Annotated in this window: 26 protein-coding genes; 15 read left to right on the top strand and 11 right to left on the bottom strand. The window is 71.5% G+C overall.

Translation table 11 applies throughout. From position 1 onward, the window contains the following. Positions 1–12 precede the first annotated feature (12 nt). Positions 13–816, top strand: a complete 804-nt coding sequence (locus QM772_RS09675) for a UPF0149 family protein (protein ID WP_415135869.1) — start codon at positions 13–15, stop codon at positions 814–816. Positions 817–1054: 238 nt separating this feature from the next. Continuing rightward, positions 1055–2302: a nucleoside recognition domain-containing protein gene (locus QM772_RS09670; RefSeq protein WP_415135867.1), complete on the top strand. Its 1248-nt coding sequence runs from the start codon at positions 1055–1057 to the stop codon at positions 2300–2302. 2 nt (positions 2303–2304) lie between these two features. Here the strand turns inward: QM772_RS09670 and QM772_RS09665 are convergent, their stop codons facing one another. Then, positions 2305–3465 carry an IPTL-CTERM sorting domain-containing protein gene (locus tag QM772_RS09665; protein WP_415135865.1) on the bottom strand — a complete coding sequence of 387 codons (1161 nt, stop codon included), beginning with the start codon at positions 3463–3465 and terminating at the stop codon, positions 2305–2307. 183 nt (positions 3466–3648) lie between these two features. On the opposite strand from QM772_RS09665, the gene QM772_RS09660 reads away from it, so the two are divergent. Continuing rightward, positions 3649–4590: a DUF2272 domain-containing protein gene (locus tag QM772_RS09660; protein WP_415135863.1), complete on the top strand. Its 942-nt coding sequence runs from the start codon at positions 3649–3651 to the stop codon at positions 4588–4590. A gap of 325 nt (positions 4591–4915) precedes the next feature. Here QM772_RS09660 and QM772_RS09655 read toward each other — a convergent pair whose 3' ends face one another. The 3 genes from QM772_RS09655 to rsmI form a co-directional block, all read right to left on the bottom strand. Further along, complete coding sequence (locus QM772_RS09655; RefSeq protein ID WP_415135861.1) at positions 4916–6697, bottom strand: hybrid sensor histidine kinase/response regulator; 1782 nt, start codon at positions 6695–6697, stop codon at positions 4916–4918. A gap of 15 nt (positions 6698–6712) precedes the next feature. Continuing rightward, on the bottom strand, positions 6713–7360 hold the full coding sequence (locus tag QM772_RS09650; protein WP_415135859.1) for a response regulator: 648 nt from the start codon (positions 7358–7360) through the stop codon (positions 6713–6715). Between the two features lie 134 nt (positions 7361–7494). Beyond that, positions 7495–8418 (bottom strand): 16S rRNA (cytidine(1402)-2'-O)-methyltransferase, encoded by a 924-nt coding sequence (rsmI, locus tag QM772_RS09645; protein WP_415135857.1) that lies wholly within the window; start codon positions 8416–8418, stop codon positions 7495–7497. Between the two features lie 30 nt (positions 8419–8448). Here rsmI and QM772_RS09640 point away from each other — a divergent pair, with 30 nt between their 5' ends. The 3 genes from QM772_RS09640 to QM772_RS09630 all read left to right on the top strand — a co-directional run bounded on the left by QM772_RS09640 (position 8449) and on the right by QM772_RS09630 (position 10325). Further along, the gene (locus QM772_RS09640; protein ID WP_415135855.1) at positions 8449–8844 is read left to right on the top strand and encodes a YraN family protein; all 396 of its coding nucleotides are present in this window, start codon (positions 8449–8451) and stop codon (positions 8842–8844) included. 72 nt (positions 8845–8916) lie between these two features. After that, a complete protein-coding gene (locus QM772_RS09635; protein ID WP_415135853.1) occupies positions 8917–9516 on the top strand; it encodes an SIS domain-containing protein in 600 nt (199 codons plus the stop codon). Then, positions 9513–10325, top strand: a complete 813-nt coding sequence (locus QM772_RS09630; protein WP_415135851.1) for a BON domain-containing protein — start codon at positions 9513–9515, stop codon at positions 10323–10325. Before QM772_RS09635 ends, QM772_RS09630 begins: the two co-directional genes overlap by 4 nt. A 201-nt stretch (positions 10326–10526) precedes the next feature. On the opposite strand, the gene QM772_RS09625 is transcribed toward QM772_RS09630, so the two are convergent. Further along, a complete protein-coding gene (locus QM772_RS09625; protein ID WP_415135849.1) occupies positions 10527–11444 on the bottom strand; it encodes an NAD(P)-dependent oxidoreductase in 918 nt (305 codons plus the stop codon). 42 nt (positions 11445–11486) lie between these two features. Then, positions 11487–12122 (bottom strand): TetR/AcrR family transcriptional regulator, encoded by a 636-nt coding sequence (locus QM772_RS09620; protein WP_415135847.1) that lies wholly within the window; start codon positions 12120–12122, stop codon positions 11487–11489. A 144-nt stretch (positions 12123–12266) separates the two neighbouring features. Here QM772_RS09620 and QM772_RS09615 point away from each other — a divergent pair, with 144 nt between their 5' ends. Then, positions 12267–13151, top strand: a complete 885-nt coding sequence (locus QM772_RS09615) for a DMT family transporter (RefSeq protein WP_415135845.1) — start codon at positions 12267–12269, stop codon at positions 13149–13151. A gap of 25 nt (positions 13152–13176) precedes the next feature. Here QM772_RS09615 and QM772_RS09610 read toward each other — a convergent pair whose 3' ends face one another. Together QM772_RS09610 and QM772_RS09605 are read right to left on the bottom strand one after the other, a co-directional pair. Further along, positions 13177–14313 (bottom strand): PilT/PilU family type 4a pilus ATPase, encoded by a 1137-nt coding sequence (locus QM772_RS09610; RefSeq protein WP_415135843.1) that lies wholly within the window; start codon positions 14311–14313, stop codon positions 13177–13179. A gap of 44 nt (positions 14314–14357) precedes the next feature. Next, positions 14358–15401, bottom strand: coding sequence for a type IV pilus twitching motility protein PilT (locus tag QM772_RS09605; protein WP_415135841.1), 1044 nt, complete (start codon positions 15399–15401; stop codon positions 14358–14360). A 62-nt stretch (positions 15402–15463) separates the two neighbouring features. Here QM772_RS09605 and QM772_RS09600 point away from each other — a divergent pair, with 62 nt between their 5' ends. Then, positions 15464–16153, top strand: a complete 690-nt coding sequence (locus QM772_RS09600; protein WP_415135839.1) for a YggS family pyridoxal phosphate-dependent enzyme — start codon at positions 15464–15466, stop codon at positions 16151–16153. A gap of 4 nt (positions 16154–16157) precedes the next feature. On the opposite strand, the gene purU is transcribed toward QM772_RS09600, so the two are convergent. Further along, complete coding sequence (purU, locus tag QM772_RS09595) at positions 16158–17012, bottom strand: formyltetrahydrofolate deformylase (RefSeq protein ID WP_415135837.1); 855 nt, start codon at positions 17010–17012, stop codon at positions 16158–16160. 152 nt (positions 17013–17164) lie between these two features. Here purU and QM772_RS09590 point away from each other — a divergent pair, with 152 nt between their 5' ends. Continuing rightward, positions 17165–17587 carry a YXWGXW repeat-containing protein gene (locus QM772_RS09590; protein WP_415135835.1) on the top strand — a complete coding sequence of 141 codons (423 nt, stop codon included), beginning with the start codon at positions 17165–17167 and terminating at the stop codon, positions 17585–17587. On the opposite strand, the gene QM772_RS09585 is transcribed toward QM772_RS09590, so the two are convergent. Both QM772_RS09585 and QM772_RS09580 read right to left on the bottom strand, forming a co-directional pair. Beyond that, on the bottom strand, positions 17581–18393 hold the full coding sequence (locus QM772_RS09585) for a ChaN family lipoprotein (RefSeq protein ID WP_415135833.1): 813 nt from the start codon (positions 18391–18393) through the stop codon (positions 17581–17583). The genes QM772_RS09590 and QM772_RS09585 overlap by 7 nt on opposite strands. 234 nt (positions 18394–18627) lie before the next feature. Continuing rightward, entirely contained in the window at positions 18628–18951 is a 324-nt protein-coding gene (locus QM772_RS09580) for a PsiF family protein (RefSeq protein WP_415135831.1), read from the bottom strand. A gap of 109 nt (positions 18952–19060) precedes the next feature. Here QM772_RS09580 and argS point away from each other — a divergent pair, with 109 nt between their 5' ends. From argS to rpoN, 6 genes are all read left to right on the top strand, one after another. Beyond that, on the top strand, positions 19061–20764 hold the full coding sequence (gene argS, locus QM772_RS09575) for an arginine--tRNA ligase (protein ID WP_415135829.1): 1704 nt from the start codon (positions 19061–19063) through the stop codon (positions 20762–20764). A 19-nt stretch (positions 20765–20783) separates the two neighbouring features. After that, the gene (locus tag QM772_RS09570; RefSeq protein WP_415135827.1) at positions 20784–21542 is read left to right on the top strand and encodes an SPOR domain-containing protein; all 759 of its coding nucleotides are present in this window, start codon (positions 20784–20786) and stop codon (positions 21540–21542) included. Between the two features lie 72 nt (positions 21543–21614). Further along, positions 21615–22244: a thiol:disulfide interchange protein DsbA/DsbL gene (locus QM772_RS09565; protein ID WP_415135825.1), complete on the top strand. Its 630-nt coding sequence runs from the start codon at positions 21615–21617 to the stop codon at positions 22242–22244. Positions 22245–22358: 114 nt separating this feature from the next. Further along, entirely contained in the window at positions 22359–23003 is a 645-nt protein-coding gene (gene lptA, locus QM772_RS09560; protein WP_415135823.1) for a lipopolysaccharide transport periplasmic protein LptA, read from the top strand. 23 nt (positions 23004–23026) lie between these two features. Then, the gene (lptB, locus tag QM772_RS09555; RefSeq protein ID WP_415139538.1) at positions 23027–23803 is read left to right on the top strand and encodes an LPS export ABC transporter ATP-binding protein; all 777 of its coding nucleotides are present in this window, start codon (positions 23027–23029) and stop codon (positions 23801–23803) included. Between the two features lie 88 nt (positions 23804–23891). Then, on the top strand, positions 23892–25448 hold the full coding sequence (gene rpoN, locus QM772_RS09550; protein ID WP_415135821.1) for an RNA polymerase factor sigma-54: 1557 nt from the start codon (positions 23892–23894) through the stop codon (positions 25446–25448). Positions 25449–25491: the final 43 nt, after the last annotated feature.

Genomic DNA, 25491 nt, shown 5'->3' with positions numbered 1-25491 from the left:
CCCCGCCACGCCATGACCGCTGAACCCACACCGCCCGCCTCCGACGACGACCTCGACGACGCTGCCGCCGCCACGCTCGACACGCTGGAGGAGGTGCTCGAAGACCTGGGCGAGCGCCACGAGTTCGTGCCGCAGTGGGAGTTCTGCGAAGGCGCGCTGACCGCGCTGCTGTGCACCCGCCGCGACGTCGGCGAGGACGAATGGCTGCCCGCGCTGTTCCGCTGCGGCGCCGACGAGCTGTTCGCCAGCCCCAACGAGCGCACCCGCTTCCTGATGGGCTGGCTGGAGCGCGAATCGCAGTTGCGCGCCGCCTTGCAGGCGCCGGTGGATTCGCTCGACGACGAGCGCGCCTTGAGCCCCGCCGTGATCGACTGGCGCGGCCTGATCGCCAGCCTGCCCGAGGCCGAGCGCGCCGAGGTGCTGCGCGAGCAGGACGGCCCGCCGCCCGCGATGGCGCAACTGTGGGCCACGGGCTTTCTGTTCGCCGTCGAATATTGGGCCGACGACTGGGCGCCGCCGCGCGACAAGGAGATCGCCGCCGCCATGGCCGACGCGCTGGACTGCATCGCCGCCCTGACGGACGACGACAGCGCCGCGCCGGCGATGAACCTGCACGAGCCCGACGGCCCGCCCAGCGTCAGCGAGGCGCGCTTCGAGGCCTTCGGCGAGGCGCTGTGGGCGGTGTACGACCTGTTCGACATCGCCCGCAGCCTGGGCCCGCGCACGGCGCCGGTGCGCAACGAGGCGAAGGTCGGCCGCAACGACCCGTGCCCCTGCGGCAGCGGAAAAAAATACAAGAAATGCCATGGTGAATGACGCTCACCCCCAGGCTCCACTCGCTGCGCGATGTTTCGCCACCCCCCCTCTCCGGGGGCGCACCCCCTGGCCGGGGAGACCCCGGCCAGGGGTGCACTGGCATGGCCTGCTCTGCGGCCGTCAGGCTCTTTGGGTAGCCTGGCCTTGGGCGGTGGATCAACATCACGGCCCGTCAAGCAAGTTTTCGCTATATAGTTCATAGCTGCTGGCGCTTGCCAGTCAAGCGCTGGAGGCCGATTTGGTTCTGAATTACGTCTGGCTGGGCTTCTTCGTCAGCGCCTTCGCGGCGGCGCTGGCGCAGACGCTGCTGGGCGACTTCGGCGTGTTCCCGCGCCTGATGACGGCGCTGTTCGACGCCGCCAAGACCGGCTTCGAGATCGCCCTGGGCCTGACGGGCGTGATGGCGCTGTGGCTCGGCTTCATGAAGATCGGCGAGCGCGCCGGCATGATCGCCGCCTTCGCCCGCGCCGTGAACCCGGCCCTGCGCCACCTGTTCCCCGGCGTGCCCGCCGGCCACCCGGCGCAGGGCGCGATGACCATGAACATCAGCGCCAACCTGCTCGGCCTGGACAACGCCGCCACGCCGCTGGGCCTGAAGGCCATGCAGGAGTTGCAGTCGCTCAACCCGCGGCCCGACACGGCGACCGACGCGCAGATCATGTTCCTGGTGCTCAACACCGCCGGGCTGACGCTGATCCCCACCTCCGTCATCGCCATCCGCCAGACCATGGCCGTGAAGGAGGGGCTGGCGGGCTTCAACGCGGCGGACATCTTCCTGCCCACGCTCATCGTCACCGGCATCACGCTGGTGTGCGCGCTGGTGGCGGTGGCGCTGGCGCAGCGCATTCCGCTGCTGCGCGCCGGGCTGCTGGCGCCGCTGGGCGGGCTGGCGGCCGGCGCGGGCGCCTTGAGCTGGTGGCTGGCCGGCCTGCCCGCCGACGCGGCAACTCGCTGGATGGGGCTGATCGGCAGCGGCGCCATCCTGTCGGTGGTGCTGCTGTTCCTGGTGGCTGGCGCGCTGCGCCGCGTGAACGTGTACGACGCCTTCGTCGATGGCGCCAAGGAGGGCTTCGGCGTCGCCGTCGGCATCGTCCCCTACCTGGTGGCGATGCTGGCGGCCATCGCCGTGTTCCGCGCCGCCGGGCTGATGGACCTGCTGATGGGCGGCATCGCCTGGGCCGTGGCCGCGCTCGGTTTGCCGACCGATTTTCTGCCGGCCGTGCCGGTGGGGCTGATGAAGATCCTGTCCGGCGCCGGCGCGCGCGGGCTGATGGTGGACGTGATGCAGACCTACGGCGTCGATTCCTTCGCCGGCAAGCTGGCCGCCATCGTGCAGGGCTCGACCGAGACCACCTTCTACGTGCTGGCGGTCTATTTCGGCAGCGTCGGCGTCAAGCACACGCGCCACGCGCTGCCCTGCGCGCTGCTGGCCGACGCGGTGGGGCTGGTGGTGGCGATCGGCGTGGCCTACGCGTTCTTCCGCTAGATTCAGCGGCGCCGCTTGCCGCGCTGGATGCCGGCGAGCGCCAGCAGCGAGGCCATCAGCACCAGCGCCCATTCGCTCAGGGCGGGTATGCCGGTCACGCCGGCACCCGTGCCAGCGCCGCCGACGCCCGCCCCGCCCTGATCGACGATGGTGCCGTTGGCTTGCAGGTCGTCGTCGCCCAGGCCGCCGTCGGTGATGGTGAAGCTCGCCGTGCGGCCGGAGATGGTGGCCGGCATCTCGTACCAATGCGGCGTGGCGTTGCCGGGCGTGGGGCCCCATTTGTAGTAGCGGGTGCCGGCGGGCAGGGCCTCGGGGTAGGTGACGTCCAGGGTGATGCTGCTCGTTCCCTCGCCGCTGCCGCACTGGGTGGCGCTGAAGTCGAACAGGCCGTGCGGGAACGCCACGCCGGGCGGCGTGGCGGGCGTGGCCGCCGGCTCCGACGCGACGTAGCGCGTGCCTGGCGCGAAGCCGCAGGCGTCGCCGCCGCCGGAGAGCTGGGCGGTGATGGTGCCGGTGCCGGTGGGGGACGGGGCGCTGTAGGTCTTGACGCCCATCGCGGGCGCCGTGCATGCGGCGGCGCCGCCGCCGTTGCCGCCGCTGCAACTCCAGCTCCAGGGCCCGCCGCCGGTGACCGCGGACGGGCTGCCGGCGCTGCACAGGCCGGCGGCCGGCGCGCTGCCGGCCGCCACGCCGGCGGCGGCGCCGCACACGCCGTCGCTGGGCGTCAGGTCGGTATTGACCACCGGCTGCGCCACGCCCGTGGTGCAATCCCAAGTGATGGACGAGCTGTAGATCGGGTTGCTCAGCGTGGCGCTGGCGTAGGTGTACAGGGTCGCCGTGATGGGCGTGTTCGCCGCAACGTTCAGGCCCCAGACGGAGGGGTAGCTCAGACCCCAACCCACCGGCGCGCCCGGTGACGGCGCGGCACTGCCCGTCCACGTATAGCCGGCGAATCCGGGCGCGGTGATGGCGAAGTTGACGTGCGCGTCCGGCACGCCGACGCTGGTAGCTTGCAATTGCACCACGGCGACCATGCCGCCCGAACACGTGCTGCTCAGCGGATCGTGGCCGGTGATGATCACGCTGGCCGGTGCGGCCGCGCGTGCGGCCGGGGCGGCGCACAGCAGCAGGGTCAGCGCGAAGGTGGTGGCGGGGTATTTCATGGCTGTTTGCTCTCGATGAAGGTCATGCGCTGGCGCGCGCCCCACTCTAGGCGGGCATCGCTTGGGGCAGCAGTGCTTAAAGTCATGGCCATGCATCTGCCGGGCGCGTGCATGCCGGGTTGAGGTGGATGGCCATGACCTTCGGCACTGGCCCGCCGGGCCGGCGGTGCCTACCGTGCGGCCATGTGCTCCCGTGCCGTTTCCCGCCGCCGTGCCGCCTGGCTGTGCGCCGCCTTCGCGGCCGGCCCCGCCTGGGCGCAGGCGGGTGACGCCTGCCAGGACACCATGCGCCAGCCCAGCCCGCCGCTGGCGCACATGCTGGCCGCCGCCGCGCTGCGCGAGCACGCGCTGATGGGCGGCGCGGTGATCGATGCCGGCGGCGGCCTCATCCGCCAGGGCTTCGCCGAGGCCGAGCAGGACCGCGCCCCCGACTCCGACCGCCCCACCTGGCAGCGGGTCTGGGGCTACTGGCGCTCCGCCTCGGCGGGCCTGCCGGCGGCGCTGGGCGCCCGCCCGTCGCCGGCCCAGTTGCGCGCGACGCTGGTGGACCAGCCCTGGTCGGCGGTGTTCATCGGCCACGTCATGCGCCAGGCGGCCTTGAGCGAGCGGCAGTTCCGCTATTCCGCCAGCCACCAGGACTACGTGCGTGCCGCCTTCGCCAGCACCGAGGCCGAGGCGCGCGGCGGCGCCACCGCCTACGCCTACCGCGCCTGCGACCTGGGCGCCACCGCCCCGCGCGTGGGCGACCTGCTGTGCTTCGCGCGCGACCGCGACCGCGCGCTCGACACCTTCGGCCGGCTGCGGCAGGCGCTGGCCGCGCGCGCCGTCAGCATGCACTGCGACCTGGTGGTGCGGCGCGACTCGGCCGGCATCGAGGCCGTGGGCGGCAACGTGGTGCAGTCGGTCACGCTGCGGCGCCTGGGGCTGGAGGGCGACGGCTCCGGCCGGCTGTGGGCCGCCTACCTGGAATCCGAGCATGCCCGCCGCGCCGCCGGGCAGGCGCCGCCGCCCGAAGGCGAGGCCGAGGCCCTGCTGCCCGACACGCACCTCAACCGCAGGCCCTGGAGCGTGCTGCTGCAACTGCGCGGAGCGGTGGTGCCGCCCGAGGTGCTGGCGGCGCACTGAATGCTATTCTAAAGATAGCTGCTTGCGCTTGCTGGGTAAGCGTTTGAGGTCGATTTGTCTTGTATTCTCGGCGCCCCGCGCCTCGCGCGCCTGCCCGGCGCACCAGGGCTTCCAGCTCGGCTTCCGACAAGTCGGACAACTCGTCCAGGCTTTGGTGCCGGCCGCCGCTGCCCTTCGGCAGCGTGCGTTCGGCATGGGCCTGGGCCTGGGCCGCATCGCGCGGGGCGCGCACACCATTCATCGTCGGCATGGCGGGCTGCGCGGCCCCGGCCGGGCTGGTCAGCGTGTGTGTGCCCGAAGGCGGGCCGCGCCAGTGCCGAAGGTCTCATGGTTTCGGGCGCTGGTCCAGCGCCTGCGCCAGCGCGCCGAGCAGCGCCGGCGCCGCCACCGGCTTGAACAGCACCGGCAGCCCGGCCTCGCGCACGCGCTGCAAGGGGCCGGGCGCGGTCTCGCCGGTGACGAGCAGCGCGGGCAGCGCCGCCTGGCCGGGGCCGCCGCGCAGCGACAGCGCGAGCGCCAGGCCGTCGGCGCCGTCGGCCAGGCGCAGGTCGCAGATCAGCGCGTCGAAAGGGCGGCCGGCCGCCTGCGCCTGGTTGAGCAACTGCCGCGCCTGCGCGGGCGTGGCGGCATGCGCCAGATGCATGCCGTGCGCGTGCAGCAGCGCCTGCATGGCGTGGGCGATGTCGTCCTCGTCCTCCACCAGCAGCACGCGCGCGCCGCTGGGCGCCGCCGCGGGCGTGGCGGCGGTGCCGAGGCCCGGGCCCGGCGCGGGGGCGGCCGGCGCGGCCGGCAGCACGACGCGAAAGCGGCTGCCGCGCCCCGGCCGCGAATGCAGTTGCACCGGGTGGCCCAGCAGCAGCGAGAGGCGCCGCACGATGGACAGGCCCATGCCCAGCCCGCGCGAGCGGTCGCGCCCCGGGTTGCCGACCTGGTAGAACTCGGCGAACACGGGCTCCTGGTGCTCGGGCGCGATGCCGATGCCGGTGTCCACCACGTCGATCCAGACCTGCGCGCCGCGCGCCCGCGCCAGCACCAGCACGCCGCCCCGCGGGGTGTACTTCAGGGCGTTCTCGATCAGGTTGGCCAGCAGGCGCTGCAACAGCTCGCCGTCGGTGCGCACCCACAGCGGCGTGGCGCGCAGGCGCAGTTGCAGGCCGCGCTCGTCGGCGCGGCTCATGAAGATGGCGCCCAGCGCCTGCAAGACGGGGTTGAGCGGCTGGTCGACCAGGTCCGGCGCGATCACGCCGGCGTCCAGCCGCGAGACGTCGAGCATGGTGTCGAGCGAGCTGCCCAGCGCGTCCACGGCGCGCATCAGGCGCTGGGTGTTGGCGTGCTGCGGGTGGCCGTGCAGCTCGCGCTCGATCACCGCGCCGAACAGGCCGATGGCGTGCAGCGGCTGGCGCAGGTCGTGGCTGGCGGCGGCGAAGAAGCGCGTCTTCTCGGCGCTGGCGCGCTCGGCGATGGCCGCCTGCCGCGCCAGCTCGTCGGCCAGGTCTTCCTTCTCGAAGCGCACGGTCAGCGACTCGGTCAGCAGGCGGTGGTGCTGGCGCCCGGTGCGCAGCGCCATCAGCAGGTACAGCACGGCGCACAGGGCGAGGAAGTCTTCGCGCGGGTCGCCGGCGCGCCACAGCAGCGCGGCGATCAGGCTCAGCATGATCGGCAGCACGAAGGCCAGCACCGCCGGCCAGCTCGGCGCCACGCTGGGCAGGCCGCCGGCACACAGCATGGTCAGCAGCAGCGTGGTCAGCAGGCTGGCGACGAAGTCGCCGGCCGGCATGAACAGCCACGGCACCAGGCCCCACACCGCGCCGTGGTAGAGGAAGGCCCACAGGTACAGGCGCAGCCAGCGGCGGCTGGCCTCGGGCGTGGCGGTCGCCGCGGCGGTCAGCGCGCGGTAGAACGCCATCGAGCCCAGGCGCAGCGCCAGCCAGCCCCAGATCAACGGATCGCGCGCCAGCCAGCCGTAGACGGCGGCGTAGCTGAAGGACACCACCAGGCTGACCACGAAGGCGCTGCGGTAGCCGCCGAGCAGCGCGGCCACCTGGGCCTGCAGCACCCGGTCGGCCAACGGCGCGGGCGCCTGGGCAGGGGCGTCACGCGCAGGCAAGCGGGGCTGCCCTGGTCACCGCAGCCGGCTGATGAGCTGGGCGCGCGAGCGCACGCCGAACAGCAGCAGCAGCGCGGAGACGTGGTTCTTCACCGTGCCCTCGGCCAGGTGCACGCGCTCGGCGATCTCGCGGTTGGACTGGCCGGTGAGCAGGCAGTCCAGCAGCTCGGCCTGGCGCTGCGTCAGCCGCAGGCGCTCGCCGTCCAGCGTCTGCACCAGCCGGCCGTCGGCCGGCGCCGGCCGCGCCGCGCCGCAGTGGCCCAGCCCCTGCACGTAGGCCAGCACCTCGTCCAGCTGGCTCGATTTGCTGAGGAAGTCCCGCGCGCCGGCGGCGACGGCCTCGCGCATCAGCGCCGGGTCGCTGCTGCCCGACAGCACCACCACGGGCGCGCGCGGAAACCGGGCCAGGAAAGTCCGCAGGCCGGACAGGCCGTGCGCGTCCGGCAGGTGCAGGTCCAGCAGCACCAGGGCGATGCCCTCGCCATGCACGCTGTAGAGATGCAGGGCCTGCGCCAGCGAGCAGGCTTCCAGCACCTCGGGCGCCGGGCCGCCGGCGGCCTCGGCGGCGATCAGGGTGACCAGGCCCAGGCGCACCAGCTCGTGGTCGTCCACCACCAGCAGCCGGGGCGGGCTGGCGGCAGCGGGGCGCACGGGCGGGATCATGGGCGCATGGTAGGGGCCAGGCCGCGCCGGGAGAAGTGACGAAAGTCATGGCGGGCGGGGGCGGCATCTAGGTAGAAGCTATGTTATTGATAGCTGCTGGCGCTTGCCCAGTAAGCGCTGGAGGCCGATTTGATTCATGGCGGCCTGCCGGCCGCCTTCAGCGCCAGCGCCCGCTCGTACAGGCCGTTGCGCGGCGCGCCGGTCAGCTCGGCGGCCAGGCGCACGGCGGTTTTCAGCGGCAGCTCGGCCAGCAGCAGCTTCAGCACGCGGTCGCTCTCGTCCTCGGGCGGCGCGGCGCTGCCCGTGTGCAGCACCAGCGCGAACTCGCCGCGCTGGCGCTGCGCATCGGCCGCCAGCCAGGCCGGCAGCCCGGCGCAGGGCAGGGTGGCGATCTGCTCGAACTGCTTGGTCAGCTCGCGCGCCACGGTGACGCGGCGCTCGCCCAGCGCCGCCAGCGCCTCGGCCAGGGCGGCGATGCGGTGCGGCGCCTCCAGCAGCACCACGGCGCGCGGCTCGCGCGCCAGCACCGCCACGGCCGCCTGCCGCTCGCCCGCCTTGGCGGGCAGGAAGCCGGCGAACACGAAGCTGCCTTCCGCCAGCCCCGCCGCGCTGATGGCCGCCGTCACGCTGCTGGCGCCCGGCAGCGGCACCACGCGCAGGCCGGCCGCCGCGCAGGCGGCCACCAGCCGCGCGCCAGGGTCGCTGACGGCGGGCGTGCCGGCGTCGCTGACGCACGCCACGCGCTCGCCGCGCCGCAGGCGCTCGATCACGGCCTGCGCCGCCTCGGCCTCGTTGTGCTCGTGCAGCGCCAGCAGCGGTTTGCCGTCGATGCCGTAGGCGCGCAGCAGCGGCTGGGTGTGGCGCGTGTCCTCGCAGGCGATGGCGTCGGCAAGCGCCAGCACGTGCAGCGCGCGCAGCGTGATGTCGGCCAGGTTGCCGATCGGCGTGGCGACGACGTACAGCGCCCCGGCCGGATAATGCTGCGGCCCGGCGGCCTGCCGCGCCGCCTGCAGGGCCGGATCGAACGAGGGTTTGCCGATGGGCGACGCGACCGACATGCAGATGCCTTTATGGAGCCGCCGCCACGCATGGCCGCGCTGAGATTTTCCTGGCCCGGCAGCGCCACCACGCGCGTGCGCGGCAACGCCGCCGAGGACGCCGCGCTGGCCCATTTGCTGGCGCAGGGGCTGCGGCTCGTCGAGCGCAATTATCGGACGCCGGGGCGCGGCGGCGGCGAGATCGACCTCATCCTGCGCGAGCCCGACGGCACCCTGGTGTTCGCCGAGGTGCGCGCCCGCGCCGACGCCTCGCGCGGCGGCGCCGCGGCCAGCGTGGGCGCCGCCAAGCAGCGCCGCATCGTGCTGGCGGCGCGCCACTACCTGCTGCGCCACCGCAGCCCGCCGCCCTGCCGCTTCGACGTGGTGGCCATCGACGGCGACCGCATAGAGTGGCTGCGCGGCGCCTTCGATGCCGATGCCGGCTGAGCCTGCATCAATTGGCAACCGTGCTCCTAAATTTGCACCGCGAGGGCGCATGCCCGGTTATGATCGGCGCCGATGTTCGAGCAACGCATTCAACAGCAGTTCATCGACAGCGCCGACCTGAAATACCAGTGGGCGCAGAGCCTGGCCCGGCCCGCGGCCGAGGCCGCGCAGGCGCTGCTGGCCTGTGTCACCGGCGGTGGCAAGGTGCTGGCCTGCGGCAACGGCGCCTCCGGCGCGCTGGCGCAGTACCTGGCGGCGCTGATGATCGGCGGGGTGGAGCGCCCGCGCCCCGAGCTGCCCGCGCTGGCGCTGGGCACCGACGCCGCCACCCTGACCGCCGTGGCCCGCCGGGGCGAGTGGGCCGACGCCTTCGCGGCCCAGGTGCGCGCGCTCGGCAGCAGCGGCGACGCGCTGCTGATCCTCTCGTCCAACGGCAATGCCGTGAACCTGGTGCGCGCCGCGCAGGCCGCGCACGAGCGCGAGATGAGCGTGATCGCGCTCACCGGCCGCGGCGGCGGCGAGCTGGGACGCCTGCTGCGCGAAACCGACGTCCACGTGTGCGTGCCGCACGAGCGCACGTCCCGCATCCACGAGGCGCACCAGCTGGTGCTGCACTGCCTGTGCGACTGCCTCGATCAACAATTGCTTGGCGAAGAAGAGAGTTCCGCATGAACAAGAAACACCACCGTCTGGCCGCCCTGGGCGCCGCGCTGGCCGTTGCCGGCACCCTCCTGGCCGGCTGCGCGGCGGCCGTGGTCGGCGGCGCCGCCGCCGTCGGCGGCATCGTGGCCACCGACCGGCGCAGCCCGCAGACGCAGCTGGACGACCAGACCATCGAGCTGCGCGCCGCCTCGCGCGTGTCGGACGCGCTCGGCCGGCGCGGCAACGTGTCCGTCGTCAGCTTCTACCGCAAGGTGCTGCTCACCGGCGAGGTGCCCACGGCCGAGGACCGCCAGCGCGCGCAGGCGGCGGCGGCCAGCGTGCCCGAGGTGATGGGCGTGGTCAACGAGCTGGCCGTGATGCCCGACTCCACCTTCGGCCAGCGTGCCAACGACACCCTGCTCACCAGCAAGGTCAAGACCAACCTGCTCAACGCCAACGGCGTGCCCGGCAACAGCATCAAGGTGGTGACCGAGCGCGGCACGGTCTACCTGATGGGCCGCCTGACGAAGCGCGAGACCGAGCTGGCCACCGAGGTGGCGCGCACCACCGGCGGCGTGCAGCGCGTGGTGCGGGTGGTCGACTTCATCAGCGAGCAGGCGGCGCTGCACCCGAGCGACCCGACCGGCACCAGCGCCGCCCCGGCCCCGGTGTCCAGCGTGGACGCCGTTACCCCGGGCTCGGCCGCGGTGGCCCCGGCCACCAGCGCCGCCGGCGGCGCGGCCGTGGGCGACGGCGTGGTCACCCACCCGGTGACGCAGCCGACCATCGTGCAGCCGGCGCAACCCCTACAGGTTCAGACGCTCCCGCCGGTGAAGTAGGCTCACCCCCAGGCTCCACGCGCTGCGCGCTGTTGCGCGCCACCCCTTTCCCGGGTGCGCTGGCATGGCCTGCTCCGCGGCCATCCGAATCGTGGAGGTTGTGCGCGCTGCCGGCGATAGGTGCCAGCGCGCGGATAGAAGCCTTTCTCTCGCTCCCCGGCAACGCATGAGGGCCGGCGGCGCAGAACGCGGTTTGCGACGCTACTTCAGTCTCGTGATCAGGCTGGAGGTGTCCCAGCGGTGGCCGCCGTGGCGCTGCACGTCGGCGTAGAACTGGTCCACCAGGGCGGTGACGGGCAGCAGGGCGCCGTTGCGCTGGGCCTCGTCGAGCACCAGGCCCAGGTCCTTGCGCATCCAGTCGACGGCGAAGCCGAAGTCGAACCTGCCTTCGACCATGGTCTTGCCGCGGTTGTCCATCTGCCAGCTCTGCGCCGCGCCCTTGCCGATGACCTCCAGCACCTGCGCCATGTCCAGCCCGGCGCGCTGGCCGAAGGCGATGGCTTCCGACAGGCCCTGCACCAGCCCGGCGATGCAGATCTGGTTGACCATCTTGGTCAGCTGCCCGGCGCCGCTCGGGCCCAGCAGCGTGACAGCGCGCGCGAAGGCCATCACCACCGGCCGCACCTGCTCGAACACCGCCGGCTCGCCGCCGCACATCACCGTCAGCTGGCCGTTCTGCGCGCCGGCCTGGCCGCCGGAGACGGGCGCGTCGATGAAGTGCAGGCCCAGCGCGCGCGCCGCCGAATCCAGCTCGCGCGCCACGTTGGCCGAGGCGGTGGTGTGGTCCACGAACACCGCGCCGGGCCGCATGCCGGCGAAGGCGCCGTGCTTCCCCAGCACCACCGAGCGCAGGTCGTCGTCGTTGCCGACGCAGCAGAACACGATGTCGGCGCCGGCCGCCGCCAGCGCCGGGGTTTCGGTGCGTTTTACCTTGCCAGCGCCCGCCAGCTGTGCGGTGAATGCTTCTGATTTGCTAGCGCTGCGGTTGTAGACGGTGACCTCGTGGCCGGCCAGCGCCAGGTGGCCGGCCATGGGGTAGCCCATCACGCCGAGGCCGAGAAAGGCGACGCGGCGGGCGGGCGTGGGGTCGTAGCTGCGGGGATTGATCGGGGTGCTCATGAGACGGTGTTCGTGCGCTGCCGAAAGGCGCGTGCATTCATTCTAGGTGCCTGCCGCGCGCCGCGATCGGGCCGTGGGCGCCGTCGATGGTGGCTTCGCGGCGCCTGTGATCAGCAGGCGTACCAGGGCGTAGGCCGTGCGCAGCAGCGCGGCCCGGTCGCCGTGGACGCGTTCCATCACGGCAAGTCCGCGGGTGAAGGTGACGACGATGGCGGCAGCCTCCGCTGGTTCCGAGGCCAGTTGCCCGCGGATCGCGGGGCGTTGCAGCGCCGCTTCCACCAGGGCCGTAAGACGGTTCAGCAAGTCCTGTACCCGCGCCCGGATGCGCTCGCTGTCCATGCTGCCATCGGTCGCGGTCTTGGTCGTCAGGCAGCCGCGCGAGGGTGATCCCGTAGTCATGTTGGCGACGGCTGCATCGAAGAACCGGGTCAGCATCTGCCCGGCATCGTCGCCCTGGAGGCTGGCGGCGGCCGCTTCCAGGAAGCGCGCCGCGTACAGGTCGAAGGCCCTCAGGAAGAGCGCTTCCCGGTCGCCATAGGCGTTGTAGAGCGAGCCCCGCTGCACACCCGTGGCCTGGGCCAGCGCCGGCATCGAGGTCGCGGCGAAGCCCTGGCGCCAGAAGAGCTCCAGCGCGGCCGCGAGCGCCGCCTCTTCGTCGAACTGCTTGACGCCTGCCAATGCCTTCCTTTCATGTCCGCTCGGGATGGTGCGTGGCGCCTCCCATCATTGACATATCAGTCAAACATGACATCATTGTCAAAGATGGAAAACGTAAGTGCGAATGTGGCCGCGCCGCCGGCGGGCCATCCAGAGGAGCCTGAGTTGAACACAGAACGTCGCCCGCGCTGGCTGGGCATCGGTTGCGGATTGGCGGCGGCGCTGATCTGGGGCGGCTTTCCGGTGATGACGCGCTTCGGCGTCGCGCACTCCTCGCTGGATATGTACGACGTCACGTTTCTGCGGTTCGCCGTGTCGGGGGCGCTGCTGTGGCCTGTCGTGCTCCGCGCGGGCTTCGCGGGGCTGGGGCCGTTGGCGGTGGTGCTGATGGTCGCCGGCATTGGCGCGCCCTACATGCTGGTCGTCTCGCACGGGCTGGCACGGGCGCCCGTGGGCCTGTTCGCGATCGTGACGCCGGGGACCATGATCGCCTGCTCGGTCCTGCTGAGCGCGTGCTGCCTGAAGACGCGCTTGTCGAAGCGCGGCTGGGCTGCCGTAGGCGCCATCCTGGCCGGCATCGCGTTGGCCGGGTATCCGGAGTTGCGCGGCGCGGCGGGAAGCGGCGCCGCGATCGGGCTGTTTGTGTTCGGGGGGGTGCTGTGGGCGGTCTATACCGTTTCGACCAAGGTGTTCGCGGTGGGCGCGCTGCACGCCACCGCGGTGGTTTCGGTGGTGTCGGCACTGGCTTACAGCCCGTGGTACTTCGCGGTGAAAGGCTTGTCCCTGCTGGGTGCACCTCCAGGGGAGGTGCTGGCGCAAGCCTTTTATCAAGGGGCGATGGTGTCCGTCCTCGCCCTGTACCTCTACAGCAAGGCGGTGGCGCTGCTGGGGCCGCCGCTGGGCTCCTCCTTCGCCGCGCTCGTGCCCGTGTTTGCCGTCGCCCAGGCCTGGCTGTTCCTGGGCGAGAAACCGTCGGGCCTGGCCGTGCTGGGGCTGGTGGTGGTCACGGCGGGCATGCTCGCGGGACTGGCGGCGGCGACCCCGCGCTGAGCAGTGCTCCCGGGCCGTAGGGAACTCAGACGATCTGCAAGTGCTCGGTGCCGGCCGCCAGGTCGCGGTCCTTGGCACGTTTGCTGGTCAGCTTGATTTGCAGGCGCAGGTCGTTCATCGAGTCGGCGTTGCGCAGCGCGTCCTCGTAGGTGATGAGGTTGGCCTCGAAGGCGTCGAACAGCGCCTGGTCGAAGGTCTGCATGCCCAGCTCGCGGCTGCGCTTCATCACGTCCTTGATCTCGCCCACCTCGCCCTTGAAGATCAGGTCGGCGATCAGCGGCGAGTTCAGCATGACCTCGACCACCGCGGTGCGGCCCTTGGCGTCCTGCTTGGGGATCAGGCGCTGCGAGATCAGGGCGCGCAGGTTCAGCGACAGGTCCATCAGCAGCTGGGCGCGCCGCTCCTCGGGGAAGAAGTTGATGATGCGGTCCAGCGCCTGGTTGGCCGAGTTGGCGTGCAGCGTGGCCAGGCACAGGTGGCCGGTCTCGGCGAAGGCGACGGCGTGCTCCATGGTCTCGCGGTCGCGGATTTCGCCCATCAGGATGACGTCGGGCGCCTGGCGCAGCGAGTTCTTCAGCGCCGCCTCCCAGTCGTCGGTGTCGAGGCCGACCTCGCGCTGGGTGACGATGCAGTTCTTGTGCGGGTGCACGAATTCCACCGGGTCTTCCACCGTGATGATGTGGCCGTGGCTGTTGAGGTTGCGCCAGTCCACCATGGCCGCCAGCGTGGTGGACTTGCCCGAGCCGGTGGCGCCCACCAGGATCGACAGGCCGCGCTTGGACATGGCCACGTCCTTCAGCACCTGGGGCATGCCCAGGCCGTCGATGGTGGGCAGCTCCTGCGGGATCACGCGCATCACCATGCCGACGTGGCCCTGCTGCATGAAGGCGTTGCAGCGGAAGCGCCCGATGCCGGCCGGCGAAATGGCGAAGTTGCACTCCTTGGTGCGCTCGAACTCGGCCGCCTGCTTGTCGTTCATCACCGCGCGCACCAGCGCCAGCGTGTGGGCGGCGGTGAGGTTCTGCGACGAGACCTTGGTGATCTTGCCGTCCACCTTGATGGCGGGCGGGAAGTCGGCCGTGATGAACAGGTCGCTGCCCTTGCGCGTGAGCATGAGCCGGAGCAGGTCGTTGATGAACTTGCTGGCTTGGTCGCGTTCCATGTGAACTCCTGAATTTATAGCTGCTGGCGCTTGTCTGGCGGGCGTTAACCAGGGAAATTCTCTGGAATCTTGGCCTTCGACCTGGCCTCGGCGGCGCTGATGACGTTGCGGCGCACCAGCTCGGTCAGGTTCTGGTCCAGCGTCTGCATGCCCATGCTGTTGCCGGTCTGGATCGACGAGTACATCTGCGCCACCTTGGCCTCGCGGATCAGGTTGCGGATGGCGGGCGTGCCCAGCATGATCTCGTGCGCCGCCACGCGGCCGGTGCCGTCCTTGAGCTTGCACAGCGTCTGCGAGATCACGGCCTGGAGGGATTCGGACAGCATGGCGCGCACCATCTCCTTCTCCTCGGCCGGGAAGACGTCGATGATGCGGTCGATGGTCTTGGCGGCGCTGCTGGTGTGCAGGGTGCCGAACACGAGGTGGCCGGTCTCGGCGGCGGTCATGGCCAGGCGGATGGTCTCCAGGTCGCGCATCTCGCCGACCAGGATGGCGTCCGGGTCCTCGCGCAGGGCCGAGCGCAGCGCGTTGGCGAAGCTGTGCGTCATGGGGCCCACCTCGCGCTGGTTGACCAGGCACTTCTTGGATTCGTGCACGAACTCGATCGGGTCTTCCACCGTCAGCACGTGGCCGTATTCCATCTCGTTGAGGTGGTTGACCATGGCCGCCAGCGTGGTGGACTTGCCCGAGCCCGTGGGGCCGGTGACCAGCACCAGCCCGCGCGGCTTGAGCGCCAGGTCGGCGAAGATCTTGGGGCAGGCGAGCTGCTCCAGCGTCAGGATCTTGCTGGGAATGGTGCGCAGCACGCCGGCGGCGCCGCGGTTCTGGTTGAAGGCGTTGACGCGAAAGCGCGCCAGGCCCTCGATCTCGAACGAGAAGTCCACCTCCAGGTTTTCCTCGTACACCTTGCGCTGGGTGTCGTTCATGATGTCGTAGAGCATCGCGAACACCTGCTTGTGGTCCAGCGGGTCCACGTTGAGGCGGCGCACGTCGCCGTTCACGCGGATCATGGGCGGCAGGCCGGCCGACAGGTGCAGATCGGATGCCTTGTTCTTGACGCTGAATGCCAGCAGCTGGGTAATGTCCACGGCGAGCCTTGAAGGATGTAAACGGTGAAACCGACGTTTCAGTTTGATACGCTGCGGGCATTATGACGACGATCGCCCGCAAGCTCCAAGACGTGCGTGCACGTATCGCCACAGCCTGCCAACTGGCCGGCCGCGGCGTGGAGGATGTCACGCTGCTGGCGGTGTCCAAGACCTTCGGAGCCGCCGACGTGCGCCAGGCCGCCGAGGCCGGGCAGCGCGCCTTCGGCGAGAACTACGTCCAGGAAGGGGTGGAGAAGATCGCCGCCCTGGCCGATTTGCGCGCCGCGCTGGCGTGGCACTGCATCGGCCCGCTGCAGAGCAACAAGACGCGCCTGGTGGCCGAGCACTTCGATTGGGTGCACACGGTGGACCGGCTGAAGATTGCCGAGCGCCTCTCGGCCCAGCGGCCTGAGGGCCTGGCGTCGCTGAACGTGTGCATCCAGGTCAACATCGACGGCGGCGCCAGCAAGTCGGGCGTGGCGCCGGCCGAGGCGCTGGCGCTGGCCCGCGCCGTCGCCGCGCTGCCCCGGCTGCGCCTGCGCGGGCTGATGACGATCCCCGAGCCTGCTCCTGATTTCGGAGCTGCCCGCGCAGTCCACGCCAGCGCCAGAGCCCTTTTCGAGCAGTTGAACGCGGCTGGCCTGGGGCTGGACACCCTGTCGATGGGGATGAGCGCCGACCTGGAGGCGGCGGTGGCCGCCGGCAGCACGATGGTGCGCGTGGGCTCGGCGATCTTCGGTGCGCGGGGCTGAAGGCTCAGCGGAACACCACCGTGCGGTGGCCGTTCAGCAGCACGCGGTGCTCGCTGTGCCACTTGACGGCGCGCGCCAGCACCTGGCTCTCGGTGTCGCGGCCGACGGCGGTCAGGTCCTCCACGGTGGCGCTGTGGTCGACGCGCGCCACGTCCTGCTCGATGATGGGGCCTTCGTCCAGGTCGGCCGTCACGTAGTGCGCGGTGGCGCCGATCAGCTTCACGCCCCGGTCGTGCGCCTGGTAGTAGGGCTTGGCGCCCTTGAAGCTGGGCAGGAAGCTGTGGTGGATGTTGATGGCGCGCCCCGCCAGCCGCTGGCACATGTCGTCCGACAGCACCTGCATGTAGCGCGCCAGCACCACCAGCTCGGCGCCCTCGGCCTCGATGATCTCCAGCTGCCGCTCCTCGGCGTGCGCCTTGTTGGCCTTGGTCACCGCGATGTGGTGGAACGGCACGTTGTAGCTGGCCGCCAGCTGGTAGAAGTCGCGGTGGTTGCTGACGATGGCGCGGATGTCGAGCGGCAGCAGCCCGCTCTTCCAGCGGAACAGCAGGTCGTTCAGGCAGTGGCCCTCCTTGCTGACGAAGATCACCGCGCGCATCGGCTGCGCCGCCTGGTGCAGCTGCCAGCGCATGGAAAAGCGCTCGGCCAGCGCGCCGATCTGCGCGCGCAGCGCGTCGGCGCTCAGATCGCCGCAGGAGAACTGCACGCGCATGAAGAACAGGCCGGTGCCGTGGTCGTTGTACTGCGCCGCTTCCTCGATGTTGCCGCCGCGCTCCAGCAGGAAGCCCGAGACGGCGTGCACGATGCCGCGCTGGTCGGGGCACGACAGGGTCAGAATGTGGGTGTCGGTGGCTTGCATCGGGCGCGATTGTCGCAGGCGCGCCTGGCAGGGCCCTTTGTAAAGCCGGGTTTTACATGCGGTTCGGTCAACTTCGCGCCGGCCTCGCCCGCTATTGGCAGAAGGCGCCGATGATGGATTCGTCGCCGCTGGTCACTGAAAGGAGTCAATGCATGAACACCGCAACGATCAAATCCGCGCTGCTGGCCGCCACGGTGGCGGCAGGCGGCCTGGCGGGCCTGGCCCTGCCCACGGCCGCGCAGGCGCAGGCCTACATCTCGGTGCAGATCGGTCCGCCGCCCCCGCCGCGCGCGGAGGTGGTGCCGCCCCCGCGTCCCGGCTGGGCGTGGGCGCCCGGCCACTACGAGTGGCGCCACGGCCACTACGTGTGGACGCGCGGCTACTGGGTGCGCGAGCGGCCCGGCTACGCCTACGTGGCGCCCGCGTGGGCCGCGCAGGGCGATCGCTGGGTCTATCAGGCGCCGCGCTGGGACCCGCAGCCGCGTCATGCGCAGCCGCGCCATGGGCGCGACCGCGACCGCGACGGCGTGCCCAACCGCCACGATCGCCGCCCGAACGATCCTCGGCGCTATTGAGGGCGCCTGAATGCCGCGCAGTAGTCGCGCGGCGGCGTCGGCCACAGCAGGTCGGCGCCGGCATCGGCCTGGCTGGTTTTTGCTCCTGAATCGGTAGCTTCCGGCGCTTGTCTGGAACGCGCTACAACCACTTTTGACTGTAAATCCGCCGGCAGGTGCGCGGGCACGCCCAGCGTGCGGTGCACGTGGCCGTTGCCCGCTACCAGCAGCACCGTGCGGCCGCGCTGGCGCGCGCCGGCCACGGTGTCGGCCATGGCGCGGTCGCGGGCGATCTGCACGCGCGTCATCGGCGCGATCTGCGCTTCGGGCAGCGCGTTGCAGTGGCCCTCGCGGATGCGCTCGGCCTGCGCCTGCAGCGCGGCCGGCGGCAGGCGGGCGTCCAGCGTGGCGTCGGCCATGGCCTCGCGCAGGCGCGCGCGCGGCAGGTCGGCGCCCAGCACGGGCACGCCGGCGCGCACCGCGGCCATCACCGTCGGGCCGTAGCGCTCCCATGGCCAGCCCTGCTCGGGCCAGGCCAGCGCGGCGCGCACCTCGGCTTCGCTCGCGCCGCGCGGCAGGCCGGCGGTGCCGCGGCCCTGCTCGGCCATTTCGATCGCCAGCGCGGCCAGTTCGTCACGTGCGGCCAGCCATTGGAGGGTGCGGCGCTGCAACTGCTGGTGTTCGGGCGCGTCGTGCTGCTCGCCCAGCAGCAGCGCATCGGCGGGCAGCAGAGCGGCCAGGCGCGCGGCCTCGGCGGGCGCCAAAGGCGCGGTCGCGCAGCCGGCGACGAGGCTCAGCGCGAGCAGGAGCGGGAAGACGCGGCGCACCGCGCCATGCTACGCCAGTGCATGAAAATGCTCCCACGCCCCCCGCTGCGCGTGGTCCGCTGCCTCCTGAGGGGGTCTTTTCATCTTGGGGCGGCCCGGCGATGAAGCGTGTCCCCCCACGCTCCCCCGCTGCGCGTGGTCCGCTGCCCCCCGAGGGGGCCTTTTCATCTTGGGGCGGCCCGGCGACGAAAAAGCCCCGCGCTGGCGGGGCTCGATGGCTGCGGCAAGCCAAGTTCAGGTGGCTGCCGGCGCGTTGGAGAGGCAGCCTTTCATGAAGCTCTTGCGTGCGTCGCCCTTGAGGCTCTTGGCCTTGGCATCGGCGCTGCACGTCTTCATCTTGTCCTGCTGGGTGGCTTTCTTGGCCGACAGGCATTGCTTCATGAACGCCTTGCGCTCCTCGCCTTTCTTGTCGCTCGCCTCGGCGTTGCAGGTCTTCATCTTGCTTTGCTGGGCCGTGGGCGCCTTGGCCGGCGCATCCGCGGCGGGGGTCTGCGCCTGGGCGGCGGCGACGGAGAGCGCGAGGCCGGCGGCGGCCAGCACGGAAAGCAGTGTCTTCATGGTGTGCTCCTGCACGAGAGGGGTTTGGGAGTAGCCCGTCATCACGGACTGCTCAGCATAACGCCGGCCGCGGGCGGGGCGATGACGGGGCCGCCCCTAAAATCCGCCGATGCAATCCGTCAAGAACGACCTGCTCGCCGCGCTGGCGGCCGAGCTGGACCAGATATCGCCCGGCGCCGGCGCCCGGGCCGCCTTCGAGTCCCCCAAGCAGGCCGCCCACGGCGACCTGGCCTGCACCGCCGCCATGCAGCTGGCCAAGCCGCTCAAGGCCAATCCGCGCCAGCTCGGCGAGCAGCTGAAGGCCGCGCTGGAGGCCGCGCCGGCGTTCCGGCAGTGGGTCAGCGCCATCGAGATCGCCGGCCCCGGCTTCCTGAACATCCGCCTGAAGCCCGCCGCCAAGCAGCAGGTGGTGCGCGAGGTGCTGGCGGGCGGCGCCGGCTACGGCAGCCGGCCCGCGCGCGGCGAGAGGATGATGGTCGAGTTCGTCAGCGCCAACCCCACCGGCCCGCTGCACGTCGGCCACGGCCGCCAGGCGGCGCTGGGCGACGCCCTCTGCAACCTGTTCGCCACCCAGGGCTGGCAGGTGCACCGCGAGTTCTATTACAACGACGCCGGCGTGCAGATCGAGACCCTGGCCACCTCGGTGCAGCTGCGCGCCAAGGGTTTCAAGCCGGGCGACGCCGAATGGCCCGAAGCCGCCTACAACGGCGACTACATCCAGGACATCGCCGCCGACTTCCTGGCCAGGAAAACCGTGCAGGCCGACGACCGCGCCTTCACAGCCAGCGGTGACGTGGAGGACCTGGCCGGCGTCCGCCAGTTCGCCGTCGCCTACCTGCGCCATGAGCAGGACAAGGACCTGCAGGCGTTCCGCCTGAAGTTCGACGAGTACTACCTGGAGTCGAGCCTGTACAGCAGCGGCCGCGTCGAGGCCACGGTGCAGCGCCTCATCGCCAACGGCAAGACCTACGAGCAGGACGGCGCCCTGTGGCTGCGCACCACGGACTACGGCGACGACAAGGACCGCGTCATGAAAAAGTCCGCCGTGACCACGGCGGACGGGCGCAAGTCGGACGGCGGCTACACCTACTTCGTGCCCGACGTGGCCTACCACATCGCCAAGTGGGAGCGCGGCTACGCCAAGGCCATCAACATCCAGGGCACCGACCACCACGGCACCATCGCCCGCGTGCGCGCCGGCCTGCAGGCGGCGAACGTCGGCATCCCCGCCGGCTACCCCGACTACGTGCTGCACACCATGGTGCGCGTGGTGCGCGGCGGCCAGGAGGTGAAGATCAGCAAGCGCGCCGGCAGCTACGTCACCCTGCGCGACCTGATCGAGTGGACCAGCGCCGACGCCGTGCGCTTCTTCCTGCTCAGCCGCAAGCCCGACACCGAATACACCTTCGACGTCGACCTGGCCGTGCAGAAGAACAATGACAACCCGGTGTATTACGTGCAGTACGCGCACGCGCGCATCTGCTCGGTGCTGGCCGGCTGGGGCGGCGACGCCGCCAGCCTGGCCGGCGCGGACCTGACGCCGCTGGACACGCCCGCCGCCCAGGCGCTGATGCTGCAACTGGCGAGATACCCCGACGTGCTGGCGGCGGCGGCGCAGGACTTCGCGCCGCACGACGTCACCTTCTACCTGCGCGAGCTGGCCGCCAGCTACCACAGCTACTACGACGCCGAGCGCATCCTGGTGGACGACGAGGCCGTGAAACTCGCCCGCCTGGCCCTGGTCGCCGCCACCGCGCGGGTATTGCACAATGGCCTGTCGGTCCTGGGCGTGTCGGCCCCGGCCAAGATGTAAGGCGGTAGCAGTTCCCATCATGACGAGAATCAAGCAGCGCGGCGGCACCTTCCTGGGCATCATCCTCGGGGTGATGGTCGGCCTGGCGGTGGCGCTGGGGGTGGCCATCTACGTGGCCAAGGTGCCGGTGCCGTTCGTCAACAAGAACGCCACGCGCACCAGCGGCCAGGACGCCGCCGAGGCCGAGAAGAACAAGGACTGGGACCCGAACGCGCCGCTGCGCGGCCGCAACGGCGCGCGCGCCGGCGGCGGCGCGGCGGGCGGCGCGGTGGCGCCCGCACCCGAGCCGGCGCCCATCCCGGCGCCGGCCGAAACCCGCCAGGCCGGCAACCGTTCCGCCGCCGTGCCCGCGCCGGCCGAGGTCGAGGCGCCGCGCGCCGCCGCCAGCAAACCCGCCGCGCGCACCGCCGAGAAGCCCGTCGACGCCACCGCGCGGCCCGGCACCGCGGTGCAGATCCGGCCCTCGTCCAACGACCCGCTGGGCGATTTCGCCGCCGCGCGCGCCGGCGGCCAGCCGCCGGCCCCGGCGGCCACGGCCGATCCGTTCACCTACTTCGTGCAGGCCGGTGCCTTCCGTACCACCGACGATGCCGAGGCGCAGCGCGCCCGTCTGTCGCTGATGGGCGTGCAGGCACGCGTCACCGAGCGCGAGCAGGCCGGCCGCACCGTGTACCGCGTGCGCGTCGGGCCGTTCCAGAACAAGGACGCCGCCGACCGCGTGAAGGAGCGGCTGGACGGCAACGGCTTCGATTCGGCACTCGTGCGCGTGCAGCGCTGATCGTTCACTCCGGCGCGGGAACTTCGCGCCGGGCGCAAGCTCCATCGGGCCGTACTTTTAAGAGAGAGTCACATGAAACGTCGTGAATTCGCGCTGGGCGCCGCTGCCACCCTGCTGCCGGGCCTTCCGGCGCTGGCCCAGCCGGGCGGCAAGGGCTACATCGAGCTGAAGCAGCGCGCCCCGGTCGAGGCGCCGGCCGGGCAGGTCGAGGTGCTCGAGTTCTTCTCCTACGCCTGCTCGCACTGCCGCAACTTCGAGCCCGTCTTCGGCAACTGGAAGAAGACCGCGCCCAAGGACGTGGCGGTGCGCCTGGTTCACGTGGGCTTCCAGAGCAGCTTCGAGCCGTTGCAGCGCATCTATTACGCGCTGGAGGCCATGGGCAAGGCCGGCGGCGCCGTGCACGGCAAGGTGTTCGACGCCCTGCAGGTCGAGCGCAAGCGCCTGGACAAACCCGAGGTGCTGTTCCCCTGGATCGCCGAGCAGGGCGTGGACCGCGCCAAGTTCGAGGAGGCCTACAAGTCCTTCGGCGTCGCCGGCAAGCTGCGCCGCGCCGTGCAGTTGCAGGAAGCCTACGGCGTGGAGGGCACGCCGGCGCTGGGCATCGCCGGCCGCTACTACACCGACGGCTCGATGGCCAGCGGCTTCGACAACATGCTGCGCATCGCCAATACGCTGATCGAGCAGGCCCGCAAGGGCGGTTGATCCGCTGGGTCCACTCCGCTTCCGAACGGCCCGCTTCGGCGGGCCTTCGCACGTGGGCGCACGTGGGGCAGGACGTACAATCGTTCAGGAATAAAAGCAAAAAGCGTGCCCTTCATGAAGCCTCCTGTCACCCCGACCGCCGGCCGCGCCCTGTTTGCGGTGCTGCTTGCCCTGCTGGCTGCCGCGCCGGCCTGGGCCGAGCGGGCCGACCGCGACCAGCCGATGCACGTCGAGTCCGACGCGCTGCGCTACGAGGACCAGAAGCAGTTGTCCACCTTCACCGGCCGCGTGGTCGTGACCAAGGGCAGCATCGTGATGCGCGGCACGCGGCTGGAGGTGCGCCAGGACGCCGCCGGCAACCAGTTCGGCACTATGCTCGCCGAGCCCGGCCAGCGCGCCTTCTTCCGCCAGAAGCGCGAGGGCCTGAACGAGTTCATCGAGGGCGAGGGCGAGACCATCGAATACGACGGCAAGACCGACACCGTGCGCTTCCTGCGCCGCGCCGAGATGCGCCGTCTGGCCGGCGCCAGCCTGCAGGACGAGGTCAAGGGCGCGGTGATCGTCTACAACAACCTCACCGAGGTGTACACGGTGGACAGCCCGACGCGCGCGGCCGGGGCGCCCTCGGCGGCGGCGGGCGGGCGCGTGACGGCGGTGCTGGCGCCGCGCAAGCCGGCGTCGGCACCCGCGTCAGCCGCGTCAGCGCCGGTGCCGCTGCGGCCGTCCGGTGCGCTGTCCGGGCCGGGGCCGGCCCCATGAACGCCGCCGTGCCCGTGGCTGCCATGAACGGGCTGGCCCCGGCCGATCCGCGCCAGGGCGCCAGCCGGCTGGAGGTGCGCGGCCTGCGCAAGAACTACGGCGCCCGCCGTGTGGTGCACGACGTGTCGCTGGACGTGCACGACGGTGAGGTGGTCGGGCTGCTCGGCCCCAACGGCGCCGGCAAGACCACCTCGTTCTACATGATCGTCGGCCTGGTGCGCGCCGACGCCGGGCAGATCAGCATCGACGGCCAGCCGATCGCGCAGATGCCGATCCACCGCCGCTCGCGCCTGGGCCTGTCCTACCTGCCGCAGGAGGCGTCGATCTTCCGCAAGCTCACGGTGGCCGAGAACGTGCGCGCCGTGCTCGAATTGCAGCAAGGTGAGGACGGCCGCCCGCTGCCACGGGCCGAGATCGAGCGCCGCCTGACCGAGCTGCTGGACCAACTGCACGTGAACGAGCTGCGCGACTCGCCCGCGCCGGCGCTGTCGGGCGGCGAGCGGCGGCGCGTGGAGATCGCCCGGGCGCTGGCCACGCAGCCGCGCTTCATCCTGCTGGACGAGCCGTTCGCCGGCATCGATCCCATCGCCGTGATCGAGATCCAGCGCATCATCGCCTTCCTCAAGGCGCGGGGCATCGGCGTGCTGATCACCGACCACAACGTGCGCGAGACGCTGGGCATCTGCGACCACGCCGTCATCATCAACGAAGGCCGTGTGCTCGCCGCCGGCACGCCGGCGCAGATCGTGGACAACCCGGACGTGCGGCGCGTCTACCTGGGCGAGCACTTCCGGCTTTGAACATGTCTCCCACGTTCTGCTGCTTCGCTTGGCTGGCGGCCTCCCCGGGGGGCGCTCGCCGCCTTGGGGCGGCCCGGCGGCGGCTCGGATGAAGCCCGGGCTTTCCCTCAGGGTCTCGCAGCACCTGGCCCTGACGCCGCAGCTCCAGCAGTCGATCCGCCTGTTGCAGCTGTCCACGCTGGAGCTGGCCAGCGAGATCGAGCAGATGCTCGACGACAACCCTTTCCTGGAGCGCGACGACGACGGCGCCGCGCGCGAGGAGTTCGGCCTGTCGCGCGCCGACACGCGCGTCAGCGAAGGCGACCGCGCCAGCGAGAGCGCTACTGAAAGCGTAGCTGGCGACGCTGATCCCGCAAGCTCTGAGGCCGATTTCGATGCCGAAAGCTGGGACGGCGACGGCAGCGTCGACGTTTCGCCCGACGACGGTGAATGGGGCGGCGAGGCGCCGGCGCGGGGCGCCGGCGCGGCCGACGGCGACGACGAGCTCGACCCCGGCGAGCGCGGCGGCGGCCAGACCTCGCTGGCCGAGCACCTGCACCGCCAGGCCCTGGCCCTGCGCCTGTCGCCCGAGGACATGGCCGCGCTGCGCTTCCTGATCGAATCGCTCAACGACGACGGCTACCTGGAGGACTCGCTGGCGCAGCTGGCCGCCACCCTGACCGACGAGAGCGACGACCTGGAGCAGCTGGAAGAGCTGGTGCACCGCTTCACGATGGCGCTGAAGCTGCTGCAATCGCTGGAGCCCGCTGGCGTCGGCGCGCGCAACCTGGCCGAGTGCCTGTCGCTGCAACTGAAAAGCCGCCAGGCCGAGCGCGGCGTGGGCGCCGACGAGCAGGCGCGCCTGGCCACGGCGCTGAAGGTCTGCACCCAGCACGGCGCCGTCGAGCTGCTGGCCAAGCGCGATGCGAAGAAGCTGGCCCAGCTCATCGGCGAGTCCGAGGAAGCCGTGCGCGCCGCCATGCAGGCCATCGCCCGGCTCGACCCCAAGCCCGGCCGTCCCTTCGCCGACGTGCAGCGCAACATCGTCGTGCCCGACGTCATCGTCAGTGCCGTCGGCACGCGCTTTCGCGTGCAGCTCAACCCCGACGTGATGCCGCGCCTGCGCGTGCACGACCTCTACGCCAACGCGCTGCGCGGCGGCAGGGGTGGCGAGAGCCACCAGGCGCTGTCGCAGCGTCTGCAGGAGGCGCGCTGGTTCATCAAGAACATCCAGCAGCGCTTCGACACCATCCTGCGCGTGGCCACCGCCATCGTCGAGCGGCAGCGCAGCTTCTTCATCCACGGCGAGCTGGCGATGCGGCCCATGGTGCAGCGCGAACTGGCCGACGAGCTGGGCGTGCACGAGTCCACCATCTCGCGCGTGACCACCGCCAAGTACATGGCGACGCCGCGCGGCACGTTCGAGCTGAAGTACTTCTTCGGCTCCGCGCTCGGCACCGAGGCGGGGGGCAACGCCAGCAGTACCGCGGTGCGTGCGCTCATCAAGCAGTTCATCGCGGCCGAGGACGCGGCGCGGCCGCTGTCGGACAGCCAGATCGCCGAGATGCTGAAGGAGCAGGGGATCGACTGCGCGCGGCGCACGGTGGCGAAGTACCGGGAGGGGCTGCGCATTCCGGTGGCCAGCTTGCGGCGGGCGGCGGCCTGAGATGGTCTTTGGGTTGGAAGTGCCGCTGGCCGGGAATTCGCCC

It is taken from the genome of Ottowia sp. (genome assembly GCF_047601385.1).
GTDB lineage: Bacteria > Pseudomonadota > Gammaproteobacteria > Burkholderiales > Burkholderiaceae_C > Ottowia.
Note: the sequence above shows the minus strand (reverse complement) of the source record. Positions and strands in the feature narration are given on the sequence as shown.